Raw genomic sequence first — 22,922 nt, 5'->3', positions numbered from 1 at the left:
GCCCCATGTGGTTGCCCCCAGCCCCGTGGTGCGCGATCAGAAGGTGATGCCTCTTGAAGTGCCGCCGATCGATGTCGCGCGATTTACGCGAGATCTGAATAGGATTCAAATCCGGATCACTACGGACACGATTGAACTTCCTGCTGCGGGAATCTGCAGATGCCTGCATTGACGGCAGCACCGCTGCTCAACATCGTTGCTTGCAATGCGCAGGATGTCCACATCTCGTCGGCGCCGGCGAAGACACATTCACGGGCCTGTCATTGAACTGGTCTAGCGCTGCTCCCGTCATCGCTGACGGTGAAGGAGCAAGCCATGTCGAAGCCGGTGCTGGGCGCCGCATTGTCCATCAAATCGATTCCCGCGCATCGCGACTGGCTTCTCGAACGGCAGCGCGATCTCGAGATCCAGGATTTTTTCCGCGCCGATCTGCTCGACAGCGATTGGCGGAGCACGGCAAGCGAGATCAAGCAGATGCTTTCCGGCCATAGCGGCCGGCTCGGCATCCACGGCCCGTTCTGGGGGTTCAAGATCGACAGCCACGATCCGATGATCCGTCAGGCGGTGACCAAGCGTCTGCTTCAGGGGCTGGATGCCGCCGAGTTCCTCGGCGCGACGCAGATGGTGATTCACTCGCCGTTCACGACCTGGGACCACAACAATCTCGATCTCTATCCGGATAACCGCGGCAATATCGTCGAACGCGTCAAGGCGACGCTCGCCGAGGTGATCGCGCGCGCTGAAACCATCGGCTGCGAGATCGTCATCGAGAACATCGAGGACAAGGATCCGCGCGACCGCGTGCGCCTCGCCAAGGCGCTCGAGAGCAGCAAGGTCCGCGTCTCGCTCGACACCGGGCACGCCAACTACGCGCATGTCTCCACCGGAGCGCCGCCGGTCGACTACTATGTCGAGACCGCCGGCGACATGCTGACGCATGTGCACCTTCAGGACACCGACGGCTTCGCCGACCGGCACTGGGCGCCGGGCGAAGGCAATATCCCGTGGGTCGCCGTATTCCGCGCCCTTGGCCGGCTAACTTCAAATCCGCGGCTGATCCTCGAGCTCCGCAACCACGATGATGTCCGCGCCGGCGCCGCCCATCTCGCCGCGCTCGGCCTCGCCGAATAACCGTCATCATAAAGGGCAGGGTCATCATCATGAGCAAGCTCACCCGTCGCACCATCCTGAAATCCGGCGGCATTGCCGCGAGCACGCTGCTGCTCCCGCGTTTTGCGATCGCGCAAGACGACAACCGTCCGTCGGTCACGATCGCCGTGCAGAAGGTCACCAATTCGAACGTGCTCGACGTGCTGCGCGAGCAGTCCAACGTCGGCGAGCGTGTATTCTTCTCCTCGATCTGGGAAGGCCTGATCTCCAAGAACTGGCGTGGCAATCTCGAAGCCGTGCCTGGCCTTGCCACCGAATGGCGCCGCATCGACGATCAGACCGTCGAGGTGAAGCTGCGCCAGGGCGTCAAGTTCCACAATGGCGACGAGCTGACGGCGGACGACGTCGTCTTCACCTTCAGCCGTGAACGCATGTTCGGCGAGACCGAGGCCAAGAACCGCTCCACCATCAAGGCGTTCGAGAAGATCCCGACGCCGCGGCCGGGCAAGGAGCTGCCGCCGGATGTGCCGGCCGTCGCCCGCCGCATCTGGCCGGACCTCGTGCGCGTCGATGCCGTCGACAAGTACACCGTGCGCTTCTACAACGCGACGCCGGACGTCACCATCGAGGGTCGGCTGTCGCGCTACGGCTCCGACATCATGAACCGCCGCGCCTGGGATGAGTCCGCGAGCTATCTCGACTGGGCACGCAAGCCGATCACCACCGGCCCCTACAAGGTCGTCGAGCTCAAGCCCGACGTCTCGCTCGCGCTCGAAGCCCACGACGAATATTGGGGTGGCCGTCCGCCGCTCAAGCGCATCCGCTTCCTCGAAGTGCCTGAAGTCGCGAGCCGCATCAACGGTCTGTTGTCGGGCGAATACCAGTTCGCCTGCGACATCCCGCCGGACCAGATCGCCGGCATCGAGAAGAACGCCGCGTTCGAAGTGCAGGGCGGCACCATCCTCAATCATCGCCTGACGGTGTTCGACAAGAACCACGCCCAGCTCGCCAATCCGCTGGTGAGGCGCGCGTTCACTCATGCGATCGACCGCCAGGCCATCGTCGATAGCCTGTGGGCCGGCCGCACCCGCGTGCCGAAAGGCCTGCAGTGGGAATTCTACGGCGACATGTTCAACGCCGACTGGAGCGTGCCCGCGTATGATCCGAAGCTTGCGCAGGATCTGCTCAAGCAGGCCAATTACAAGGGCGATCCGATTCCCTATCGCCTGCTCAACAACTATTACACCAACCAGGTCGCGACGGCGCAGATCCTGGTCGAGATGTGGAAGTCGGTCGGCCTCAACGTGCAGATCGAGACCAAGGAGAACTGGTCGCAGGTCATGGAGCGGGGGCCCGCGCGCGCTGTGCGCGACTGGTCGAACTCGGCCGCGTTCAACGATCCCGTGTCCTCGCTGGTCGCCCAGCACGGGCCGAACGGCCAGCAGCAGCAGATTGGCGAATGGACCAATGTCGAGCTGAACAAGCTGTCGGAGTTCCTGGAAACCTCGACCGACCGCGCCGCCCGCAAGAAGGCGTTCCGCCGGATGCTGGAGATCGCCGAGCGCGAAGACCCCGCCTACACGGTGCTGCACCAGAACGCGACCTTCACGGCCAAGCCGAAATCGATCAAGTGGAAGGCATCCCCCGCCTTCGCGATGGATTTCCGTGCCGGCAATTTCGAGGCCTGACGTGGTGCCGTTGGTCAGCATTGCAGGCCTGAGCGTCGCCTTCAGCGGCGTGCCGGTCCTGCGCGGCGTCGATCTTGCCTTGCAGAAGGGCGAGGCCCTTGGCCTCGTCGGCGAGTCCGGGTCGGGCAAGTCGGTCACATGGCTCGCCGCGCTGGGCCTCTTGCCGCGCCATGCGCAGGTCTCCGGCTCGGTGCGGCTCGAGGGACGAGAGATCCTCGGTGCGCCCGCCACTGCGCTTGATCGCGTGCGGGGCGGACGGATTGCCATGATCTTCCAGGATCCGGCGAGCGCGCTCAACCCGGTGCTGACCATCCGCAAGCAACTCTGCGAAGCACTGGCCCTGCATCGTGATCTCCAAGGCAACGCCGTGAAGGCGGAAGCGCGACGGCTGCTCGATCTCGTCGGCATTCCCGACGCGGCGCGGCGGTTAGAGGCCTATCCGCACGAATTCTCCGGCGGCCAAGTCCAGCGCATCATGATCGCGATGGCGCTGGCCGGAAATCCCGATCTCCTGATCGCGGATGAGCCGACCACGGCGTTAGATGCCACCATCCAGGCCCAGATCCTGGAGCTGCTCTCCACGGTCCGCCGCGAGCTCGGCATGGCGATGGTGCTGATCAGCCACGATCTCGGCGTCGTCGCCGAGAACTGCGAACGCGTCGCGGTGATGTATGCCGGACGCATCGTCGAGCAGGCGCCCAGCAACCAGCTGTTCGCCGATCCCGTGCATCCCTATGCGCAAGGGCTGATCGGTGCGCTGCCGCCGCTCGACGGTCCGCGCCGGCGTCTCACCGCAATTCCCGGGACGGTGCCTGATCCGGCGCACATGCCAAGCGGCTGCGCCTTCGCGCCGCGCTGCACGCTGGCGGCCGAACCGTGCGGCCTTGCCGCTCCGAGCCTGGCGCCGATCGCGGATGACCGCAGCGTCGCCTGCATCCGCGCCGAGGCCTCGCGCCGCGCGCTGCTTGGGATCGCGGCCGAATGAGTCCGCCGCTCGTCGAGGTGTCCGCGATCTCGCGCAGCTATGCCATGCGCTCCGGAATGTTCGGCCGCAGCGCGGCCGTTCATGCCGTCGATGGCGTGTCGCTCGCGATTGCCAAAGGCGAAACGCTGGGTCTCGTCGGCGAGTCCGGCTCGGGCAAGTCGACCACGGGGCGCATCGTGCTCGGCCTCGAGTCGCCCGATAGAGGCGAAGTGCGCTTCCAGGGCAAGCCGATGGCTGCTGCCGAGACGGCCGCCTGGCGCGCGCAGCGTGCACGCATGCAGATGATCTTCCAGGATCCGCTCGGCGCGCTGGACCGGCGCCTACCGGTGGCGACACAAATCCGCGAGCCGCTGGACATACACGGTCTCGGCACGTCCGCGGAGCGCGAGGAACGCGTCCGCGAGTTGCTTCGCGCCGTCGAGCTGACGCCGGCGCATGGCGGGCGCTACCCGGGCGCACTGTCCGGCGGCCAGCGCCAACGCATCGTGCTGGCGCGCGCGCTCGCCACCGAGCCTGATTTCCTGGTCTGCGACGAGCCGGTCAGCGCGCTCGACGTCTCGATCCAGGCGCAGGTGGTGAACCTGCTCGCCGATCTTCAGGCCCGGCTGTCGCTGACGCTGCTGTTCATCAGCCACGATCTGCGCGTCGTCAGGCAGATCAGCAATGTCGTGGCCGTGATGTATCTCGGCCGCATCGTCGAGATCGGCAGCGCCGACGACCTGTTCGCGCGGCCCGCGCATCCCTACACCCAGGCGCTGGTCTCCGCATCGCCCGCGTCCGGCCGCCGCAGCGCCGGCCGCATCGTGCTATCAGGCGATCCGCCGAACCCGGCGGCACGGCCGAACGGCTGCGCCTTCCACCCGCGCTGTCCGCGCGCGATCGCGCGCTGTGCGAGCGAGGTGCCGACGCTCGCGGCCGTCGGCGGCAATCGGCAGGTCGCCTGTCATCTCGTCACGGGCGCCGCGACACGGGACGCAGCCTGATGGGACGCTATTTCGCCATTCGGATCGGGCGCGCGGCCCTGACGATCGTGCTCGTCGTCACCTTCGCCTTCATCGTGCTGCGGCTGTCGGGCGATCCCGCGCTGATGATCCTGGGACCGGAGGCGCCGCCGGAGGTGCTCGCCGCATTCCGGAAGGCGTGGGGTCTCGATGATCCGATCTGGGCTCAATATTTCGATTATTTCGGCGCCATCGCCAAGGGCGAGCTCGGCCGTTCCATGCGCGACGGACGACCCGCGATCGAGCTCGTGCTGGAGCGCATCCCGGCGACGCTGGCGCTGACGCTGCCGGCCTTCGCCTTCAAGGTCGCGCTCGGCATTCCCGCCGGCATCTACGCCGCGCTGCATCGCGGCTCCGCGATCGACCGCGCCGTGATGATGACGGCGGTGGCCGGATTCACGGTGCCAAGCTTCGTGCTGGCGCTGCTGCTGGTGCTCGTCTTTGCCGTGCAGCTCGGCTGGCTGCCGTCTGGCGGACAGGACAGCTGGCGCCACGCCATCCTGCCGATCGCAACCCTCAGCCTCGGCGGCGCTGCGGTGCTGGCGCGCTTCACCCGCAGCGCGATGCTGGAGGTGCTCGGGCAGCCCTATATCCGAACCGCCTCGGCCAAGGGGGTGCCGTGGCGCAAGGTGGTGACGTCGCACGCGCTGCCGAACGCGGCGATCCCGACCGTCACCATTTTGGGCTTCATGGTCGGCACCCTGATCGCGGGCGCGGTCGTGGTGGAAAGCGTGTTCGCCTGGCCAGGGGTAGGGCGGCTCCTCGTCGTCGCGGTCGCCAATCGCGATCTCGCGGTCGTGCAGTGCATCCTGTTGCTGGTCGCGATGACCATGGTGACGTCCAACCTGATCGTCGACTTCCTCTACGGCTTCCTCGACCCGCGCCTGCGCGCGAAAGGAGCCCACGCATGACCGACGCGACGCTGAAGGATACCTCTATCCGCCGCCGCATCAGCCTGCCGGCGATTCCGGTCTCGGTCGCGCTGGCGATCAGTTGGATCGTCGGGATGCTGCTGATCGCGGCATTCGCGGAGAAGATCGCACCTTACGGCTTCACCCAACTCGACCTGCGCAACCGCCTCGCGGCGCCCGGCAATGCCGCGCACTGGCTGGGGACCGATGAGCTCGGCCGGGACATACTGTCGCGGCTTCTCGTCTCCATCCGCATCTCGCTGCTGATCGCGTTCGGCGCCACCGCGATCTCGGCGATCGTCGGCACCACGCTGGGCTTCCTCGCCGCGCATTTCCGCGGCGCCGTGGAGCAACTCGTGCTGATGCTGACCGACTTCCAGGCCAGCATGCCCTTCCTGATCATGGCGCTGGCGGTGCTCGCCTTCTTCGGCAATTCGCTGCCGCTCTTGATCGGCCTGATGGGCCTGTTCGGCTGGGAGCGCTATGCCCGCATCGCGCGGGGCCTTGCCATCTCCGCCAATGCGCAAGGCTATGCGGCGGCCATCCGCCAGTTGGGGGCGACGCCGTCACGGATCTACCTCCGGCATATCCTGCCCAACATCGCCTCGACCCTGATCGTCTCGACCACGCTGGTCTTCCCCGAGGTGATCCTGATGGAATCCGGCCTGTCCTTCCTCGGCCTCGGCGTGCAACCGCCGATGACCAGCCTCGGCAACATGGTCGGCTACGGCCGGGAATACCTGACGCGGGCACCCTGGATCATGCTGGCGCCGGCCGCCACGATCGTCGTCACCACGCTGGCCGTCTCCGTGATCGGCGACTGGCTGCGCGACCGGCTGGATCCGACGCTGCAATAAGGGTAGGGGTCTCGTGTCCCGGACGCGCAAAGCGCGAGCCGGGACCCATGTCGCCCCAAGTCTGGACCCTGGTTCTGCAGCGCACCGTTTCACACTGCGCTGCGTCCGGGCACGTGAGAGCCCCCGCGCCGGGAGCAGGGGAGCCCTGTCCGGACCAAGTTCCCGTTGCGCCTCGCCGGTCCGTGCGCTATCCGGCCGGAAAGGCCTGAGGCGGCTCCACATTTTCCCGCCCGGTCCCCAAACCCGAGGACGGAAACCGCCATGCCAGCCTATCGCTCCCGCACCACCACCCACGGCCGCAACATGGCGGGCGCCCGCGGCCTCTGGCGTGCGACGGGCATGAAGGACGCCGATTTCGGCAAGCCGATCATTGCGGTGGTCAACTCCTTCACCCAGTTCGTGCCCGGTCACGTCCACCTCAAGGACCTTGGCCAGCTGGTGGCCCGCGAGATCGAGCAGGCCGGCGGCGTCGCCAAGGAGTTCAACACCATCGCCGTCGACGACGGCATCGCCATGGGCCATGACGGCATGCTCTACAGCCTGCCGTCGCGCGAGCTGATCGCCGACAGCGTCGAGTACATGGCCAACGCCCACTGTGCCGACGGCCTCGTCTGCATCTCCAATTGCGACAAGATCACGCCCGGCATGCTGATGGCGGCGCTGCGCCTCAACATCCCCGCCGTATTCGTCTCTGGCGGCCCGATGGAGGCCGGCAAGGTCAAGCTGCAGGGCAAGACCAAGGCCGTCGATCTCATCGACGCCATGGTCGCCGCGGCTGACTCCAAGGTCAGCGACGACGACGTCAAGGTGATCGAGCGCTCGGCATGCCCGACCTGCGGCTCGTGCTCCGGCATGTTCACCGCCAACTCCATGAACTGCCTGACCGAGGCGCTGGGCCTCGCGCTGCCCGGCAACGGCTCGGTGGTCGCGACCCATGCCGACCGCAAGCGCCTGTTCGTCGAGGCCGGACACACCATCGTCGATCTCGTCCGCCGCTATTACGAGCAGGACGACGCCTCGGTCCTTCCGCGCAACATCGCGAACTTCAAGGCGTTCGAGAACGCGATGACGCTCGACATCGCGATGGGCGGCTCGACCAACACCGTGCTGCATCTGCTTGCCGCCGCGCACGAGGGGCAGGTGGAGTTCACCATGCGCGACATCGACCGCCTCTCGCGCCGCGTGCCCGTCCTCTGCAAGGTCGCGCCGTCGGTTGCCGACGTGCATGTCGAGGACGTGCACCGTGCCGGCGGCATCATGGGCATCCTGGGCGAGCTCGACCGAGCCGGGCTGATCGACACTTCGGTCTCGACCGTGCACGCACCGACCATGAACGATGCGCTGGAGCGGTGGGACATCAAGCGCACCAAGAGCGAGGCCGTGCGCACCTTCTATCGCGCCTCGCCCGGCGGCATCCCGACCCAGGTCGCCTTCAGCCAGGAGCGCCGTTACGACGAGCTCGATGCCGACCGCGAGAAGGGGGTGGTGCGCGATCTCGAACACGCCTTCAGCAAGGATGGCGGTCTCGCCGTGCTCTACGGCAACCTCGCGCAGGACGGCTGCATCGTGAAGACCGCCGGCGTCGATGCCTCGATCCTGAAATTCTCCGGCCCCGCGCGCGTGTTCGAAAGCCAGGACGCCGCGGTCGAGGGCATTCTCGGCGGCAAGGTCGTGGCCGGCGAAGTCGTCGTCGTGCGCTATGAAGGCCCGCGCGGCGGCCCCGGCATGCAGGAGATGCTCTATCCGACGAGCTATCTGAAATCGATGGGCCTCGGCAAAGCCTGCGCGCTCGTCACCGACGGCCGTTTCTCCGGCGGCTCCTCGGGCCTGTCGATCGGGCACCTCTCGCCGGAAGCCGCCGAAGGCGGCAACATCGGCCTCGTGCGTGACGGCGACCGCATCGTGATCGACATCCCGAACCGCAGCATCAGCCTTGAGGTCTCCGACGAGGAGCTTGCCGAGCGCCGCGCGGCGGAAGAAGCGAAGGGCGATGCCGCCTGGCTGCCGACCAACCGCAAGCGCAACGTCTCGACCGCGCTGCAGGCTTACGCCGCGCTCACCACCAGCGCCGCGCGCGGCGCGGTGCGCGAGGTCAAGCGCCGCTCGAACTGAGCGCACGCCGCGTTTGCGCGGCACGCAGATGGTCAACGAGTTCTGAACGGCCGGCGAAAGCCGGCCGTTCGCATTAAGGATGCCTCGACGAAATTCGGCAGCCGAGGATTTTGCGGCGTATACTGCGGCACCTTCGCAAATCCATGTCGGGCAACTGGGGCGCCACCACAATGTCTCGTACTCTTGCTGTCGTTTTCTCAACGGCCGTTGCGGCGATTTCCATGACGGGCGCGGCCTCCGCCGGCTGCTACAATTGCTACGCGCCGCCGCCGTGCACGACCTGCTATCAGCAGCAATACGCGCCGCCGCAGTACCGCACCGTCGACGAGACCGTGATGGTGTCGCCGGGCGCCGTGGTCGCGCACCGCACACCCGCGCAGTACCGTACCGTGATGGTGCCGCAGACCGTGATGGTCGCGCCCCCGGGCGTCCAGTACGAGCGCATTCCCCCGCAATACGCCACGCGCCAGCGCGTCGAGATGGTCTCGCCGGGCTATTCCTACTATGCCCCGGTTCAGATGGGCTGCGCGTCCTGCGGCTACTGAGTCGACACGGAAGAGCATCACGCGGCGCTCCCCTCGGGGGGCGCCGCTTTCTTTTCCGGTGCTATTTCGGAGCGCGAACAGGCAGAACTTCCGTCATCGCCAGCGCAACAGGATTCATGATCGCTGATACCGGGGGCCGATCTGCGGGCTGCGGAAACAGCAACGCCGCCTGCTTGAAATGATGGCAGGCGGCGTTGCTCCAGCCCCAGGGAGGGAAATGCAAAATCCCCGGTTGAAGATAGTTCTGCATGGCGCGTGCCAAGATTCATGTGCCAGCCTGGGACAGCCATCGAGCCGCCAACCCGCTGCGAATTGACGGTTGTTCGTGGGAGCTCCCGTATTTGGGGGATCTAGGCACTGTTTCCCTCGGCCGCCGGCGACGGACGGATGTTGATCTACCTTCAATGCTGAGACGACGTGTTCAAGAACGGGATTGCCTCGCCTCGGCTTGCTCGGCAACTGATCCAATCGGCTCCGAGGCGCCGCAGTGCCTCCCTGCCGACCTCGTCAGTTGCGGCTGCCGTCCGGTGGCAGGTCTCGGCCTCGCACCGGGAATCTTTGTGCATCGTTTCGCTCGTCTTCGCCCTAAATGCGCAAGAGGAGCTGTCGTGCTGGGCGTGGACGGACTCTCCGACTTCAACGCCTTGCACAGCCGCGAAGACGACGAGGGACCGCTCATGCGGTGCACATTGGATCGGCATCATCGGTTTCCGCAAACAAGTCGGACCGCGTGCGCAGTTCGCAACCAGATTGTTCGTTCGCCTTGCGTTCAACGCCACCATTGGCTAAGTGCTGGAGCCCGCTGAGAGGGAAGGGTGGCCGAGTGGTTTAAGGCACCGGTCTTGAAAACCGGCGTGCCCGCAAGGGTACCGTGGGTTCGAATCCCACCCCTTCCGCCAGTCAAGCTTATTTTTCAATACCTTAGGCAGCCTACTCACCAATAGCGACTAACCACTCGGCGTGCGACGCTGCGATCAACCCGGGGTGAACGATGCGACTTGCATGTTAGACGCCGTGTCGATCTGAGCCTGCCAGTCCTGCTGCTTCAGGCCAGGCGGCGGCAGCTTTGCCATCGCGATGTCCTCAATAAAATCGGGCGTAATTTCAGAAATCTGGATCTTCGCCCAAATAAAAGCTAGGTAAAATTTAATCGTGGCGCCGAAAAGACGGTCAACAGAAATGACGTTGGAGCCTTTGGCTCTTCGTCGGTCGGTCTGATACGCAAGAACATTTAGGGTTCCGCAGCGGCAACGCGAGCTCAGCATCAGCGTCGACGAAAGCCTGCAGCGTGGACGAGGCGTCGGCGTAAGACCTCGGGAGTTGTCGTTGCGACAGCCTTCTCGCCGGATTGAACCACACAATCCGAGTGGGGCAGGCGTGTTTGGCCTGAGAGGATGCGCTGCAGAGCGGTTCGAGATCGGGGATCGAAACATCGCCCCGTTCAGGTCTCACATCGAAACAGCGTCAGCAGGTTGCACCGGATTTGTCTTGCAATTTTGGCGGCCTGCTGGCGTATTGCTGCAATTGCCAGGATTGGTTTTTGAGGTTGTGGTGAATCTTGTTAGTCGGACTCCCGAATTCGCTATCGCCTTGCATCAACGGATCGTATTTCTAGGAGGTCAAATCGCAGAATTGGGCGTCTTGCGAACTTGATTGGCGCAAGCAGAGTTGCGCCGTCAGCGGTCAACGCCGAGTCGCCGAACTTGCGCAAACACGAGCACACGCCGGCAAAGTGGATAAGCTACCGCGCTCAACCGACCATTAGTTGCCAGATTCCCCTTGTAACCCCATGCTAAAGAATCTCGTGAGTCGGGGGGATTCATGGAACGAAGTTCGTTTGATAGCATGTCGATTGAAGAGCTTTGGCAACTCCACGCGCTCCTGAACGACGTTCTTGCAGTGAGGCTCATAGCCAAGAAGAAAGAACTCGAGCGGCGGCTTGGCTTTCTCACCCGAGAAGACAAGACTGCTCGGAGCCAGGATTGAGCAGGGAGAGCAAGGGGCCCACCTCCTGCTACAAAAACAACGGTACGTAATATTATTCGCACCTGCGCAGAAAAGTGTGTCCAATCAATAGAGTTGACAAGACACCCCTAGCACGGCTGCCGCATAGACAGTGCTAGCGATGACGTGGCCCGACCCATTTGAATTAATTGGATGTGTGGCGGAGGTCCGTTCGGATTGCTATCGGCCATAGCCAACCCGATCAAAAAAGCACAGGCTACCAGGTGATTGAGAGATAAGCTACTTCGGCTCATGGCCCGAAGCGGCAGTTGTGAAATGTCAGCTTTTGCGCCGCTGTTGGACTTTAGCGGACACAGCACGCACTTGCGAGAGGCTGCACTCGACGCGGTACGCGGCGGACCGGAAGGAGCAACCGCCTATTATTTCTCAGCTAATGATCGCCCAGTCTTGCGGAAGCATCAATCAACGGCTGCTTGCTCACTGAAATGAACCCGGTGTATGGGGTTTCGATGTCCTCGATGAGGATTATCACGGTACAAGCCAGAAATCCCATGAGGTAGACCGGAATGCGCGAGGGTTGCTTTCTGAGACCTTGTGCATAGCCAGCAAACGCGATTGCCAGTGCGGTAACGCAATAGAGTACTAGAAGGACCTCGTTTGGCACTTGGTTGCCGAGCATTGCTACCCGTTTTCGCTGAGCATCGAACATCCGGTTCAGGGATTCGAAGACAAGCCACGCCGGTACCGATGCGTCTGCCTTCGGACCCCGACCAAGGCATTCTGCCAAAGCTGCTCCTGAAGTTCATTTGACCTGGAAACGGTCATGTCGATCTCCTTCAAAGTGGAGACATGCTGGGACACCGTAAATCGCAGTTGTGCGTACTCGTGCAGCAATTTCAACGCTTCTGTGTTGTGCGGAGAGGGCAGGAGGCGCGCATTCAATTCCGTTGTGCTGCTTGCGTTGGCTTCATCCAGAACCGCGTGGCGCCGCGCTTCGAAGCGAGATAGTGCCATCGCGAAGGTGAAACCCAGCATCAGTGCCAGCAGTCCGAACATCGCGCCTTCCAGGCTCGCAACACCTTCTTCGCCCCGCCCCCTCGCGAGCGCGCCAAGCCATCGCCCAATCTCGCTGGCGAACAGCACGGCAACGAAGCTGGCTCCAAAAACCAGGAGCAAAGGGAACTCATCCAAATATCCCATCAGATCGGAGCTCCAGGACTGATGCGCCGGCAACCTTCACAACGGACGCCACTTGCCCAAGTAATTCCTAGCGCTTTGAACCGAACTGCGAATCAGAGCCGCACCGGTGGGCCGGTAAAGGTTCACCTCACCTCGACCGGATCCAGGCCATACAGGATCGTAGCCGGCCTTATCGCTGCCGCAAAACGCCATGCCGGCTTCGGGTCAAACTCTGCTCTCGTGTCCGCGCATTGCCACTTCCGGTGTCTATCTGACAGCCGCCGCTCGAATTGTTGCGCGATTGGACGGCTCAGGGTCAATTTTGGACGCCGATCCCCCGGCTTAGCGGTCAATATTGCAGGCCGAATGGCATGTTCGTCCTCAAGTCTCTCATGTATGCGTCGCGATAACTGCGTACGCCAAGGCAGTTGCTCTTCCGCGCGAACCGCTCACGCCGTGAGAATGAACGGGACCACTCACCGCTCTCGGACGGAGCGGCACGGACCGTGCCCTCGGTCCCCCGGCTCGGATTTGATCGTCAAAGGATATCCAATGCAGCCTTGTCAAAGGGTTGTTGGGCCAAAACGAACAGCCGATCTGTTGACAGTGCAGGCTTGCTCAAAAGAAGCCGATTTCGTGTTGGCTGAACTGAAGCCGTGGTAAACGATCGCATGAGCCCGCCGTCGGAGACTGGACGAGCGGGAAAATGATCGGTCACATGGGGCGGTGATGGCGAGCCTTCCCGAAAGTGCGCCGCCGCTTGCCGAAACTACAAGGGGCAGAACGAGCAGATCTTTGCGATGTTGCGGGAGCAGAACGAGCTTCTCAGGATTCAACAGCCCAGAACTAAGACTCTTAGCACCGGTTCTCCTGGTACGCGCCGCCGTTGATAGTGTTTGCGACCAGCGCGCTCGGCGGCATCCTGCGTGCGGTCGCGGGATCATAGCTGAAAGCTGGACCGGGCGCTGCCAGATCGCGACACTAGATCCGCGAATCCTTGCCGGATTGCCGAAAGATTCCGAGTTTCGGTCGGTGCGAAGCCGGCGCGGCGCAGCCGAACACGCACCGCCTGGTGTTAGCCCAAACACCTCGAAATAGGTCGAGATTGACGGTCCGGCAGGCCTTATCGGTGGTACACACGGCGGTGGTCACAAATTCAGACGGGCTTTTCGAGAATCCTTGTTTTCGGCGGTTTTCGCGCATCACGGCTTCGTGGAAGGGAGTTCCACTCTTTCCGACATTGATCGACAGCTTGATTACAAGCGCTAGGGGGCGCCATGGCGCGCAAGGGCGGGACCTCTTGTTCTTTCAAGAAGCTGATTTCCGCGACTTCGCAGCCGGCCGACCACTGCGTGCTTCTGCGGAACATCAGGCGGGGCAATCACCATCTGGCGAAGCCGATCATCTGGCTCGACATGCATCGCATCGACTATGACGGGTCGACCGTTACCGAGAACCTCGGCGCTATGCATTCGTACTTCGCGAAATATCGCGGACTGAGCGCCCGTGCTTCGCCGGACCAGCGCAGCGCGATTTTTGCATCGGGGGCGCTAACAATGGGTTTGTTTTTGGATTTTGAATCGCCCGCTGCGAGGTCACCGCATTCGAAGCGCTTCGTTTCGTCGCTCGTTCTCACCTCTGCAGTCCGCAACCTACAGCTCCACACCTGCTTTGGCTAAGGCACTCCGCTGGTGTAGTAAACTCTGCGGCTTTCTCGCACAAAAAACCAAATAGCGCCTCGTCAACCGCCATCAACGTCGACCAGCATCCCAACGTCAATTCCGCACCGATCGCGCACCTTATCGCGAAGCCGACCATGTCGAAAGGCGAGCCGGCCTGGGCTTTGATCCAGCGCAAGACGCCGGGGTCAATAGCTTCGATAATCCAATTCCATTGTTCCGCGCCCATTAGCATTTCGAGGGGCCCACATGCGTTCTCGTTTGTGCAGTACAGTATTCTTGGCCGCTCTCCTGAGCGCCTCTATCCTGACGCTTGGCCAATCCGGCAACTGTTGCTCGAGTGAAAGCTGGCTCGCTCCCGGCGCCGCGCATGCTCAGCCCGTGCGCGACATGATCGCACGGCTACGAGCCAAGAAGATGCCCGCCGGCATCGTCAAGACCAACGGCCGTATCGAGGCGACCCAAGTCGACGTTTCGGCCAAATATGCGGGGCGACTGGCGGACGTTTCCGTCGAGGAAGGCTCTACCGTGAAGGTGGGACAAGTCGTCGGGCGCGTCAGCTCGCCGGAATATGAAGCCGAGCTGAAGGCGGCGCAATCCGACGTGGATCGGACAAAGCAGACATTGACCCAGGCCGAGGCCGAAATCGCCTCGCGCCAGAGTGAACTCGCGTTTGCCAAGTCCGAGTTCGAGCGCGGTTCTGAGTTGATCAAGACCGGCGCCATCACTCAGAAGGATCAGGATCAGCGCCGCCGCAACTACGAATCCTCCGATGCGGCACTCAAGGCGATGACCGCCCAGCGGGACCAGGCCCAATCTTCCATCAGCAAGGCGCAGGCCGAGGTCGAGCGCATCCAGTCGATCCTGCAGGATCTGGTGCTCGTCTCGCCGCGAACCGGACGGGTTCAGTACCTGCTGCTGCATAGCGGCGAAATGGTTGCTGCCGGAGCACCGGTTCTGACCGTGCTCGATCTGACGGACGTCTATATGACGATCTTCCTGCCGGCCGCGGACGTGGCCAAACTCGACATTGGTAGCGAAGCCCGCATCATCCTGGACGCTGCTCCGCAGTATGTCATCCCCGCGACGGTGAGCTTCGTTGCCGCCGACGCGCAGTTCACCCCCAAAACAGTCGAGACCAAGGACGAGCGGGAAAAACTCATGTTCCGCGTCAAGCTGAAGATCGACCAGAAGTTGTTGCTGGAGCATTTCAGCAAGGTCAAGACGGGCGTGCGCGGCATGGGGATCGTGCGCACCAAAGCCGAGACGCCCTGGCCGGAAGACCTTCAGGTCACGCTGCCCAAATGACCGAGGCAATCGCCAGACTCGGCAGTGTCTCGCACCGATACGGTGCCTTGGTGGCTGTCAATGACGTCACCGTCGAGATTCCCAGGCAAACGATGGTCGGGCTGATCGGTCCCGACGGCGTCGGCAAATCAACGCTGCTCGCACTGATCGCAGGCGTACGCACGATTCAGGCGGGAAAGGTGTCGGTGTTCGACGATGACATGGCCGACCCGCGGCATCTCAGGGGCGTGCGGCAACGTATCGCCTACATGCCGCAAGGGCTCGGCCGCAATCTGTATCCTACGCTCAGCGTCTTCGAGAACATCGATTTCTTCGCACGCCTGTTTGGACAGGGGACCTCAGAGCGACGGGCGCGCATCACCGAGCTGCTCGGCGCCACCGGCATGAGCCCGTTCGAGGACCGCCCCGCTGGCAAGCTGTCCGGCGGGATGAAGCAGAAGCTCAGCCTCTGCTGCGCCCTCGTCAACGATCCCGACCTCCTCATTCTCGACGAGCCGACCACGGGCGTCGATCCGCTGTCGCGCGGACAGTTCTGGGATCTCATCAACAGCATCCGCGCGCGCCGACCGCAGATGAGCGTCATCGTGGCTACCGCCTACATGGACGAGGCCCAGGGCTTCGATTGGCTGATCGCGATGGACGGTGGCAGGATCATTGCGGAGGGTACACCCAAGCAGTTGCTCGCCAAAACCGGCGAGACCAACCTCGATGAGGCCTTCATCCATCTGCTGCCGGAAGCCAAGCGCATCGGGCACCAGAAGGTCATCGTGCGCCCGCGCATTGCGCCGCTGGACGAGACACCCGCGATCGAGGCCAAAGGACTGACACGGCGGTTTGGCAAGTTCGTCGCGGTCGATCACGTCGACTTCCGCATTGGCCGCGGCGAGATCTTTGGGTTTCTGGGCTCGAACGGATGTGGCAAGTCAACCACAATGAAGATGCTGACCGGCCTGTTGCCGGCGTCGGAAGGCCACGCCACCTTGTTCGGCAGCCCGATGAGCGCCGGCGACGTGGAGATGCGACGCAATGTCGGCTACATGTCGCAGGCATTCTCGCTCTATGGCGAACTCACCGTCCGGCAAAATCTCGAACTGCACGCGCAACTCTATCACTTGCCGCCGGAGAAGGGCGGAGCGCGGATCGAGCAGTTGCTGGATCGCTACGATCTTCGCGGCGTTACCCACAATCGGCCCGACAGCCTGCCCCTGGGCATCAAGCAGCGGCTGCAGCTCGCGGTCGCCGTGCTGCACGCGCCGCCACTCCTCATCCTCGACGAGCCGACCTCGGGCGTCGATCCGATCGCGCGCGACGCCTTCTGGCGCACGCTCATCGACCTGTCGCGCGACGAGGGCGTGACCATTTTCCTGTCGACGCATTTCGCGAACGAGGCGGAGCGCTGCGACCGCATCTCGCTCATGCATGCGGGCAAGGTGTTGGCGGTTGGCACCCCAAAGGAGCTGGTCGAAGCCCGCGGCAGCAGTTCGATCGAGGACGCGTTTGTCGGCTACCTGGCCGACGCGGCGGGCATCGACCGCTCCAAGAGGGTGCCGCCCCCGGCGCAGGCCGCTACAGTCGCCGAAGCCAAGCCGGCCGCGACAACGCGTGCCTTCAATCCCGCCCGGCTCTGGGCCTATGCGCGCCGCGAGACACTCGAACTGCTGCGGGATCCGATCCGGCTGGCGTTCGCAGTGCTGGGACCTATCCTTCTCATGCTAGCATTCGGCTATGGCATCTCGTTCGACATTGAGAACCTGCAGATGGCGGCGTTCGATCAGGATGACACGGCGCAGAGCCACCAGCTCCTCGATGGGTTCAGCGGCTCCCGCTACTTCTCGGTTCAACCGCCGGTGCGGTCCGCCCAGGAATCCGACCAGAGGCTGCGCAGCGGCAACACCCAGATCGTGATCGAGGTGCCCGCAGGCTTCGGACGCGATCTATTGGCCGGCAACCGGCCCGAGGTCGATGCCCGCATCGACGGTGCGATGACGTTTCGCGGCCAAACGGCGATCAACTACGTCAATGGCGTTATCCGGAAGGAAGGTGACGAGCTCACCTCGAGGCGCACCGCCGCGAGCATGGCCTGGAGCGCTGACAACATCGAATTGCGCTTCCGCTACAATCAGGCATTCCTCAGCGTCAATGCGATGGTGCCGGGCGTCCTGATGCTGTTGCTCTGTCTGATCCCCGCCATCATGTCGGCGATCGCTGTGGTGCGCGAGAAAGAGACCGGATCGATCGCGAACTTCCGCTCGACACCCATCACCAGGCTCGAGTTCCTGCTGGGTAAGCAGCTCCCTTACGCGGCCATTTCGCTGGTGAGCTTCGCAACGTTGATGCTGCTGGCCGTTTTCGTCTTTCGGGTGCCTCCCAAAGGCCCGTTCGTCATCCTGCTGCTCAGCACGGTCATTTACGTCATCGCGACCACCGGGTTCGGGCAGCTGGTGTCCTCATTCACGCAGACCCAAGTCGCAGCCGTCTTCGCGACGGCGATCCTGTCGATGGTACCGGCCATCAACCTGTCTGGCCTTCTCGCTCCGGTGTCGTCCCTGTCGGGAACGGCGAAGGTGATGGCCCTGACATTCCCGTCCGCATGGTACCAGCCGGTCGCGGTCGGCGTCTTCGCCAAGGATCTCGGGATAGCCGTTCTGTGGCCCGATATCGCTGCGATTACCGCGACAGCGGCAGCGTTCCTGCTGCTTTCGCTGCTGTTTCTTCGCAAGCAGGAGGCGTGAGACATGGCCCCGGCTCCCGACAGGATTGTATCGCCCCTCGTCAAGGCCAAACCGCTCACACTGCTGGATCACGTCGTCAACACCATCAAGCTGGTCGTTAAAGAGCTGAGGAGCATTCGCGCCGATCCGACCATGCTCGTGCTCGTGGTCTATGCGTTCAGCATATCCGTGAACACTGTCGCGACCGGCGCTGTGACGGATGCCACGAACCTGTCCGTCGGCATCGTCGACGAGGACGGCTCTTCGCTGTCGCGCCAGATCGCGGAGGCACTGTTGCCCCCGACGTTTCAGCCGGCGGTCCAGATCCGCGCCAGCGAAATCGACGCTAAGATGGATCGCGGGGAGCTCCTGTTCGTTGTGGAGATCCCTCCGAATTTCGAGGCTGACCTCCGCGCGCAGCGCAAGACATCGCTGCAGATCAACATCGACGCAACAGTGGTCGCTCAGGCCGGCAACGGCGCCAACTACCTGAAAACGGCGATCAGCAACGAGATCCAGAGCTTTCTCAGCGGGGGCACCGACCCCAAAGTGGCCCCGATCAATCTGGTCGTACGCGCCGAATTCAATCCTAATCTCGTCACCGCGTGGTTCTCGGCCATGACGCAGGTGATCAATCAGATCACGCTCCTCACGGTCATTCTGACCGGAGCCGCGCTCATTCGCGAACGTGAACAGGGTACGGTAGAGCATCTGCTCGTGATGCCGGTGCAGCCCGCCGAGATTATGCTCGCCAAGATGTTTGCCAATGGGCTCGTCATCCTGATCGCGGCAATGCTGTCACTGCAGTTCGTCGTCCACTGGTGGATCGGTTCGCCGATCGCGGGGTCGCGGCTTTTGTTTCTGCTCGGCGCGGCGGAGTACGCCCTGGTCGTCGCCGCGCTCGGCATCCTGCTCGGCACGCTCGCGACCACTATGGGTCAGTTCGGTCTGCTCGCGATGCCGGTCCTGATGGTGACGCAACTCCTGTCCGGCAGCAGCACGCCGATGGAAAGCATGCCGGTCTGGCTGCAGTACGTCATTCAGACGGTCAGCCCCACGCCGCATTTCGTCTCCTTCGCACAGGCAGTGCTGTTTCGCGGCGCCGATATTTCGCTCGTCTGGCAGCCGCTGCTGGCGATGTTCGTGATCGGGAGTGTCTATTTCGCCTTCGCCTTGAGCCGCTTCCGGCGGGTCATCTTCGGAAGTTGAATGGGCTTTGAGAAGCGGTCAGGCGAGAGACGAGCGGTGTGGAGGTGACTGGACTGGGCATTCGTTCGGGGAGGATGTTGATGGCAGAGAAGGGCAGCAAGGTCGATGAGCCCGTCAAGATGAAACGGAAGGACTACGAGAAGGCGCTGCACAAACTTCAGGTCGAACTCTGCTATCTGCAGGACTGGGTCAAGCTGAAGGGGCTACGCGTCATTCTCGTGTTCGAGGGACGCGACGCCGCCGGCAAGTGCACTCAATGATCCTTGGCGGCTTTCGTGGGTTCGAACCCACGAAATAGGTGCACCATCACCGTTACGAACTGGGACCGGCGGCCGGCGGGTTGAACGTCAGCACACCGTCACCTGCGTGTGAGTTTGCAGAACCGACTCGCGAATTTCGTTCGAGAGACTTGCTCTCAAACGGCTGCCGTTCACGAATCCCTCCCGATTCATGAATTGCCCATAGCCGTTACCCACACTTACAGCGCCGACCTAGTTTCTTGGAAGCTGAACGGCTCGACCTTGACCGCGAACGGCGCAACTGAGCTTTCGCTAATCGGTCTCGCAGGACACCTAATTCAGCCATTTGACGTTCGATAAATACGATACGTCGGTGCAGAGCAAAAGCGGCGTCGAAAGTTCGATTGAAAATATTCATGACGACCTCAACACAACTGGACTGATCTCAACAATCACAGCATTACGACAGTGGACGGGCACAATTGCAAGGCGAATTCTTGAGTAGCGCGCCCTAGCAAACCATTTGCGGTGGCCCTTGATGCATAGTGCGGCCGTTTGTGAAATGGATCATATTGCGAGCCGGAAATGTCGCAATAGGATCATTCCACCGGGGCTGGTTGTATATTCACTTAGATCCTTTCACCCGGTGTCTCTCGACCATGCACGGATCGCAGCGAGAACTTCGCTGCGGCCTTCGTGCAGACCGGCTGCTTTTAATCACCAACAAGCTTTGTTCCCTCCCGCAAGTTCTGCGTTTGCTGTACCGACAATTTGCGGAGTCCAAATTGCCGTTGGAGGACGTTTATGCCCAAGGAGAATTGCCTGATTGTTCGTGCCGCCGGGAAACGACTGGACCTGTTGCGAGGCGAAGCTGCCCGCATCGCCAAGGGAGCTAATGCCGGCTGGTGGACCGACCGAGCGGAGATCGGCACCAGATTTTGCTTTGAAGATTCTAAATCAAAAGAGCTATTTGCACTCACCTGCGACAGCCTCGGCATCACCTGTCAGGATGACTAATCCATTGAAAAACCCGCCGGCCTGGGAGCCGGAGGAGTTTGGACTGTAGACCAGCTCAGAGACCGTCAGCCGTTGCACATGAAGGCTCGCCGGCTGTGAACGAAAGGCCGGGAGTTGAGGGGGGCTGTGTCAGCGACGATCTGGACGCGCCTGGAGGGGCACGACTTTGTCCACGTCGCTGTGACCTGAGCGCGGGCTTTGCAGCTTCACCACCTGCTCGAGTTCGAGAGCCTCTATGGCGAGCTCATCTGCCAAGCGTTCGAAAAGGGCGCGCTTTTGCGGGTCGCTCGTTCGCCTGCTCATAAGGGCCAAATCCGCGGCGTCGGCACGGAGTTTGTCCAGTCTTTCCCTGAGGTCCGCCATGGTATCGGCCCCGTCCTGGACCAACCCGTCATGCGGTGACGGGATGCAGGTCAACGGCGGAACATGCTATAAGTTCTCCTGTAACCGATTGTTAGGCCCACATTTATTAGCGCCGAAATGTGTGAACTTAGCTTTACCGAGCGCGCGGCTGTGGCTATTCTGCTCAATGCTTCAGTGCGCATGTGGTCACGAGCAGCATGGTCCGGCTGCATTGCCAATCGGATCCCAACATTGGTTGATCGACTCCACGAGGGGTACCGATGGCCATAGTAGTACCAGCTGCCACTAGAACAGCGATGGTCAGCGCGAGCGTTCGATAGGTTGCCAAGTTCCACTTCATTGCGTTTCCCTCCAGTGGAAGCGCGCATGCTATGCGCAGAGATACGTCCCTCTTGTGAATTACTTCACACGGCGTTTTTCAACAGTCATCACAGTCGCGTGCAGCACGCCCGCCGCGTGAACCGGCGGCACTTGAGAGGGCTCGCAAGGCTGAGCAGTCCGCCCCCTTACGCACTTTGCCGTAGAGACAGCAAAATTGCACCTCACCCGTTTTGGCCAGGGAAGGGGGCCCACCTGCTGCGATGAAAACTACGGTTTCGGTAGTGCTGACTCGACCGTTGCAAACACCGTAGTATTTATTCGCACCTGCGCAGAAAAGCGTGTCCAATCAATAGAGTTGACAAGACAGCCCTTCCGCAAAAAGATCAATAAGATCAGGTGTTTGAGCTGAGCTCTACCTGCTGGAGCACAACCGAACGTACAATCGTTTCGGTAAGGCCGTGACAGCGGTCGGTTTCGTCGGATGGCTTCTGCCGGTGGTGGTGCTGGCAAACGAGCCCGCTTCATGGCCCACCATCAAGGTGACCACCGACCAGCATGCGCGTCTCGAGACGCGCAAGATGCCGTTCATCGGGTATTCAGCGCCTCCGTCATACCTTATGCGAAGGAGACGGATCATGATCATTTGCGTTGCCGCGGCTGCGCTCGCCCTTCACCTCGGGACCTCGGTGGCACAGGACATTTCACCCGAGATTCAGACTGTCCAATACCATGTCCCCGTGAGGCCGCCTCCGTGCGGCCACGGTTGGGATGTGAGCGCCCGTGACGGCATGTGCTATCCAAACGGGTACCTTCCTCCTCAGGAACAGGCTGCGCGGCAGTACTACTATCGCGGCGGTGGAGGTTACGGCAGATATCGTGTTCCCTGTGGTCACGGCGCAGACGTCGATGTTCGAGACGGTCAATGCTACCCCAACGGTACGGTCCCGCCGCAGTTTCAGCAGGGTCGACAGGGGTACTACGGCTACGACGACTATGAACGCCGCCCCAGACGCCGCTATTATTATTGAGAAGCCGCGCCAGCGTTGAACTGGCGGGGCTCGACTTCAGCTCTTCGTATCGGCGCGCTTCAGCGCATTCCACGCGGCCTGGTTTGCTTGATCGAATGCCTTCCGGGATTCGGCAAGCGCGGCGCTCAGGACTGACCAGGATTCGCTGCCGGCCTGCTTCAGCTTCTGCAGACGTGCTTCCGCTTCCGACGCATCGGATTTCATCTGCTTGAGCGCGGCATCGACGTCGGCGGTGCGCGCCGTAGTCACTTTGCCCGCTGCCTCGCGGAATTTGTCCGCCGCTTCGCGCCAGGCCTTGGCCTGTGCCGCCGCAACGTCCTTGAACGTGGCCTGCTGCTGCTCGAGCTGTTTGCCGGCGTCTTCGAAGAAGGTCTTCATTTGGGCTTCGAATCCAGCCCATTGCTTGTCGAGGTCTATCTTGGCGCTAGCCCAAGCGGTTTCGCCCGCCTCGGCCTGGGTCTTGAGCTGGGCCTGAAACTCATCACGACGCTTCTTCAGGTCGGACAGGAATTGATCAATCTTGACCTTGGACTCAGCCTTGGCCTGGCCGGCCTTGACCTCGAAGGAGGCCAATGCGGCATCCATTTCGTCGATCCGCTCCTTGGCCCAGTTGAGGTAAAAATGCATGCTGCTCTGCTGTGACATGGCCGCCTCCGTTTGCTTGCCAAGATCAGAATTCCAGAGTTCGGGCTTG

The 22,922-nt window shown here is 62.3% G+C and carries 19 protein-coding genes, 1 tRNA gene and 1 pseudogene; 15 read left to right on the top strand and 6 right to left on the bottom strand.

Annotated features, from left to right (window positions below; translation table 11 throughout):
• Positions 1-315: 315 nt before the first annotated feature.
• The 8 genes from EHH60_RS19295 to EHH60_RS19260 all read left to right on the top strand — a co-directional run bounded on the left by EHH60_RS19295 (position 316) and on the right by EHH60_RS19260 (position 9,209).
• The gene (locus tag EHH60_RS19295) at positions 316-1,131 is read left to right on the top strand and encodes a sugar phosphate isomerase/epimerase family protein (protein ID WP_124161020.1); all 816 of its coding nucleotides are present in this window, start codon (positions 316-318) and stop codon (positions 1,129-1,131) included.
• A 29-nt stretch (positions 1,132-1,160) separates the two neighbouring features.
• Complete coding sequence (locus EHH60_RS19290) at positions 1,161-2,798, top strand: ABC transporter substrate-binding protein (RefSeq protein ID WP_124161019.1); 1,638 nt, start codon at positions 1,161-1,163, stop codon at positions 2,796-2,798.
• 1 nt (position 2,799) lies between these two features.
• Positions 2,800-3,783, top strand: coding sequence for an ABC transporter ATP-binding protein (locus EHH60_RS19285; protein ID WP_124161018.1), 984 nt, complete (start codon positions 2,800-2,802; stop codon positions 3,781-3,783).
• A complete protein-coding gene (locus EHH60_RS19280; RefSeq protein WP_124161017.1) occupies positions 3,780-4,766 on the top strand; it encodes an ABC transporter ATP-binding protein in 987 nt (328 codons plus the stop codon). The genes EHH60_RS19285 and EHH60_RS19280 overlap by 4 nt, the downstream gene beginning before the upstream one ends.
• Positions 4,766-5,695, top strand: a complete 930-nt coding sequence (locus EHH60_RS19275; protein WP_199751585.1) for an ABC transporter permease — start codon at positions 4,766-4,768, stop codon at positions 5,693-5,695. The genes EHH60_RS19280 and EHH60_RS19275 overlap by 1 nt, the downstream gene beginning before the upstream one ends.
• The gene (locus EHH60_RS19270) at positions 5,692-6,552 is read left to right on the top strand and encodes an ABC transporter permease (protein ID WP_124161015.1); all 861 of its coding nucleotides are present in this window, start codon (positions 5,692-5,694) and stop codon (positions 6,550-6,552) included. The genes EHH60_RS19275 and EHH60_RS19270 overlap by 4 nt, the downstream gene beginning before the upstream one ends.
• 261 nt (positions 6,553-6,813) lie before the next feature.
• Entirely contained in the window at positions 6,814-8,664 is a 1,851-nt protein-coding gene (gene ilvD / locus EHH60_RS19265) for a dihydroxy-acid dehydratase (protein ID WP_124161014.1), read from the top strand.
• A 221-nt stretch (positions 8,665-8,885) separates the two neighbouring features.
• The gene (locus tag EHH60_RS19260) at positions 8,886-9,209 is read left to right on the top strand and encodes a hypothetical protein (protein ID WP_124161013.1); all 324 of its coding nucleotides are present in this window, start codon (positions 8,886-8,888) and stop codon (positions 9,207-9,209) included.
• A gap of 61 nt (positions 9,210-9,270) precedes the next feature.
• Here EHH60_RS19260 and EHH60_RS19255 read toward each other — a convergent pair whose 3' ends face one another.
• Positions 9,271-9,459, bottom strand: coding sequence for a hypothetical protein (locus EHH60_RS19255; protein WP_124161012.1), 189 nt, complete (start codon positions 9,457-9,459; stop codon positions 9,271-9,273).
• Between the two features lie 559 nt (positions 9,460-10,018).
• Between EHH60_RS19255 and EHH60_RS19250 the strand changes: the two genes are divergently transcribed.
• Positions 10,019-10,108, top strand: a tRNA-Ser gene (locus EHH60_RS19250).
• A gap of 75 nt (positions 10,109-10,183) precedes the next feature.
• Here EHH60_RS19250 and EHH60_RS19245 read toward each other — a convergent pair.
• The 3 genes from EHH60_RS19245 to EHH60_RS19235 form a co-directional block, all read right to left on the bottom strand.
• Positions 10,184-10,474, bottom strand: a complete 291-nt coding sequence (locus tag EHH60_RS19245) for a hypothetical protein (RefSeq protein ID WP_124161011.1) — start codon at positions 10,472-10,474, stop codon at positions 10,184-10,186.
• 1,130 nt (positions 10,475-11,604) lie between these two features.
• Positions 11,605-11,883 carry a bestrophin-like domain gene (locus tag EHH60_RS19240; RefSeq protein ID WP_124161010.1) on the bottom strand — a complete coding sequence of 93 codons (279 nt, stop codon included), beginning with the start codon at positions 11,881-11,883 and terminating at the stop codon, positions 11,605-11,607.
• A 5-nt stretch (positions 11,884-11,888) separates the two neighbouring features.
• Entirely contained in the window at positions 11,889-12,374 is a 486-nt protein-coding gene (locus EHH60_RS19235) for a hypothetical protein (RefSeq protein WP_124161009.1), read from the bottom strand.
• Positions 12,375-13,630: 1,256 nt separating this feature from the next.
• On the opposite strand from EHH60_RS19235, the gene EHH60_RS19230 reads away from it, so the two are divergent.
• The 6 genes and pseudogenes from EHH60_RS19230 (at position 13,631) to EHH60_RS19205 (ending at position 20,516) form a co-directional block, all read left to right on the top strand.
• Positions 13,631-14,032 (top strand): hypothetical protein, encoded by a 402-nt coding sequence (locus EHH60_RS19230; protein WP_124161008.1) that lies wholly within the window; start codon positions 13,631-13,633, stop codon positions 14,030-14,032.
• Positions 14,033-14,311: 279 nt separating this feature from the next.
• Positions 14,312-15,340, top strand: a complete 1,029-nt coding sequence (locus EHH60_RS19225) for an HlyD family secretion protein (RefSeq protein ID WP_245454528.1) — start codon at positions 14,312-14,314, stop codon at positions 15,338-15,340.
• Positions 15,337-18,072 (top strand): ribosome-associated ATPase/putative transporter RbbA, encoded by a 2,736-nt coding sequence (rbbA, locus tag EHH60_RS19220; protein WP_124161006.1) that lies wholly within the window; start codon positions 15,337-15,339, stop codon positions 18,070-18,072. The genes EHH60_RS19225 and rbbA overlap by 4 nt, the downstream gene beginning before the upstream one ends.
• 3 nt (positions 18,073-18,075) lie before the next feature.
• Positions 18,076-19,260, top strand: a complete 1,185-nt coding sequence (locus tag EHH60_RS19215; protein ID WP_124161005.1) for an ABC transporter permease — start codon at positions 18,076-18,078, stop codon at positions 19,258-19,260.
• Positions 19,261-19,340: 80 nt separating this feature from the next.
• Positions 19,341-19,508, top strand: a pseudogene (locus EHH60_RS19210) (polyphosphate kinase 2); the annotation flags it as partial.
• 795 nt (positions 19,509-20,303) lie between these two features.
• Positions 20,304-20,516, top strand: a complete 213-nt coding sequence (locus EHH60_RS19205) for a hypothetical protein (protein WP_124161004.1) — start codon at positions 20,304-20,306, stop codon at positions 20,514-20,516.
• Between the two features lie 129 nt (positions 20,517-20,645).
• Here EHH60_RS19205 and EHH60_RS19200 read toward each other — a convergent pair whose 3' ends face one another.
• Complete coding sequence (locus EHH60_RS19200; protein ID WP_124161003.1) at positions 20,646-20,879, bottom strand: hypothetical protein; 234 nt, start codon at positions 20,877-20,879, stop codon at positions 20,646-20,648.
• A gap of 1,385 nt (positions 20,880-22,264) precedes the next feature.
• The gene (locus tag EHH60_RS19195) at positions 22,265-22,873 is read right to left on the bottom strand and encodes a sll1863 family stress response protein (RefSeq protein ID WP_199751583.1); all 609 of its coding nucleotides are present in this window, start codon (positions 22,871-22,873) and stop codon (positions 22,265-22,267) included.
• Positions 22,874-22,922: the final 49 nt, after the last annotated feature.

The organism is Bradyrhizobium sp. RP6 (genome assembly GCF_003837805.1).
GTDB lineage: Bacteria > Pseudomonadota > Alphaproteobacteria > Rhizobiales > Xanthobacteraceae > Bradyrhizobium.
This window is presented reverse-complemented; position numbering and strand designations above follow the sequence as displayed.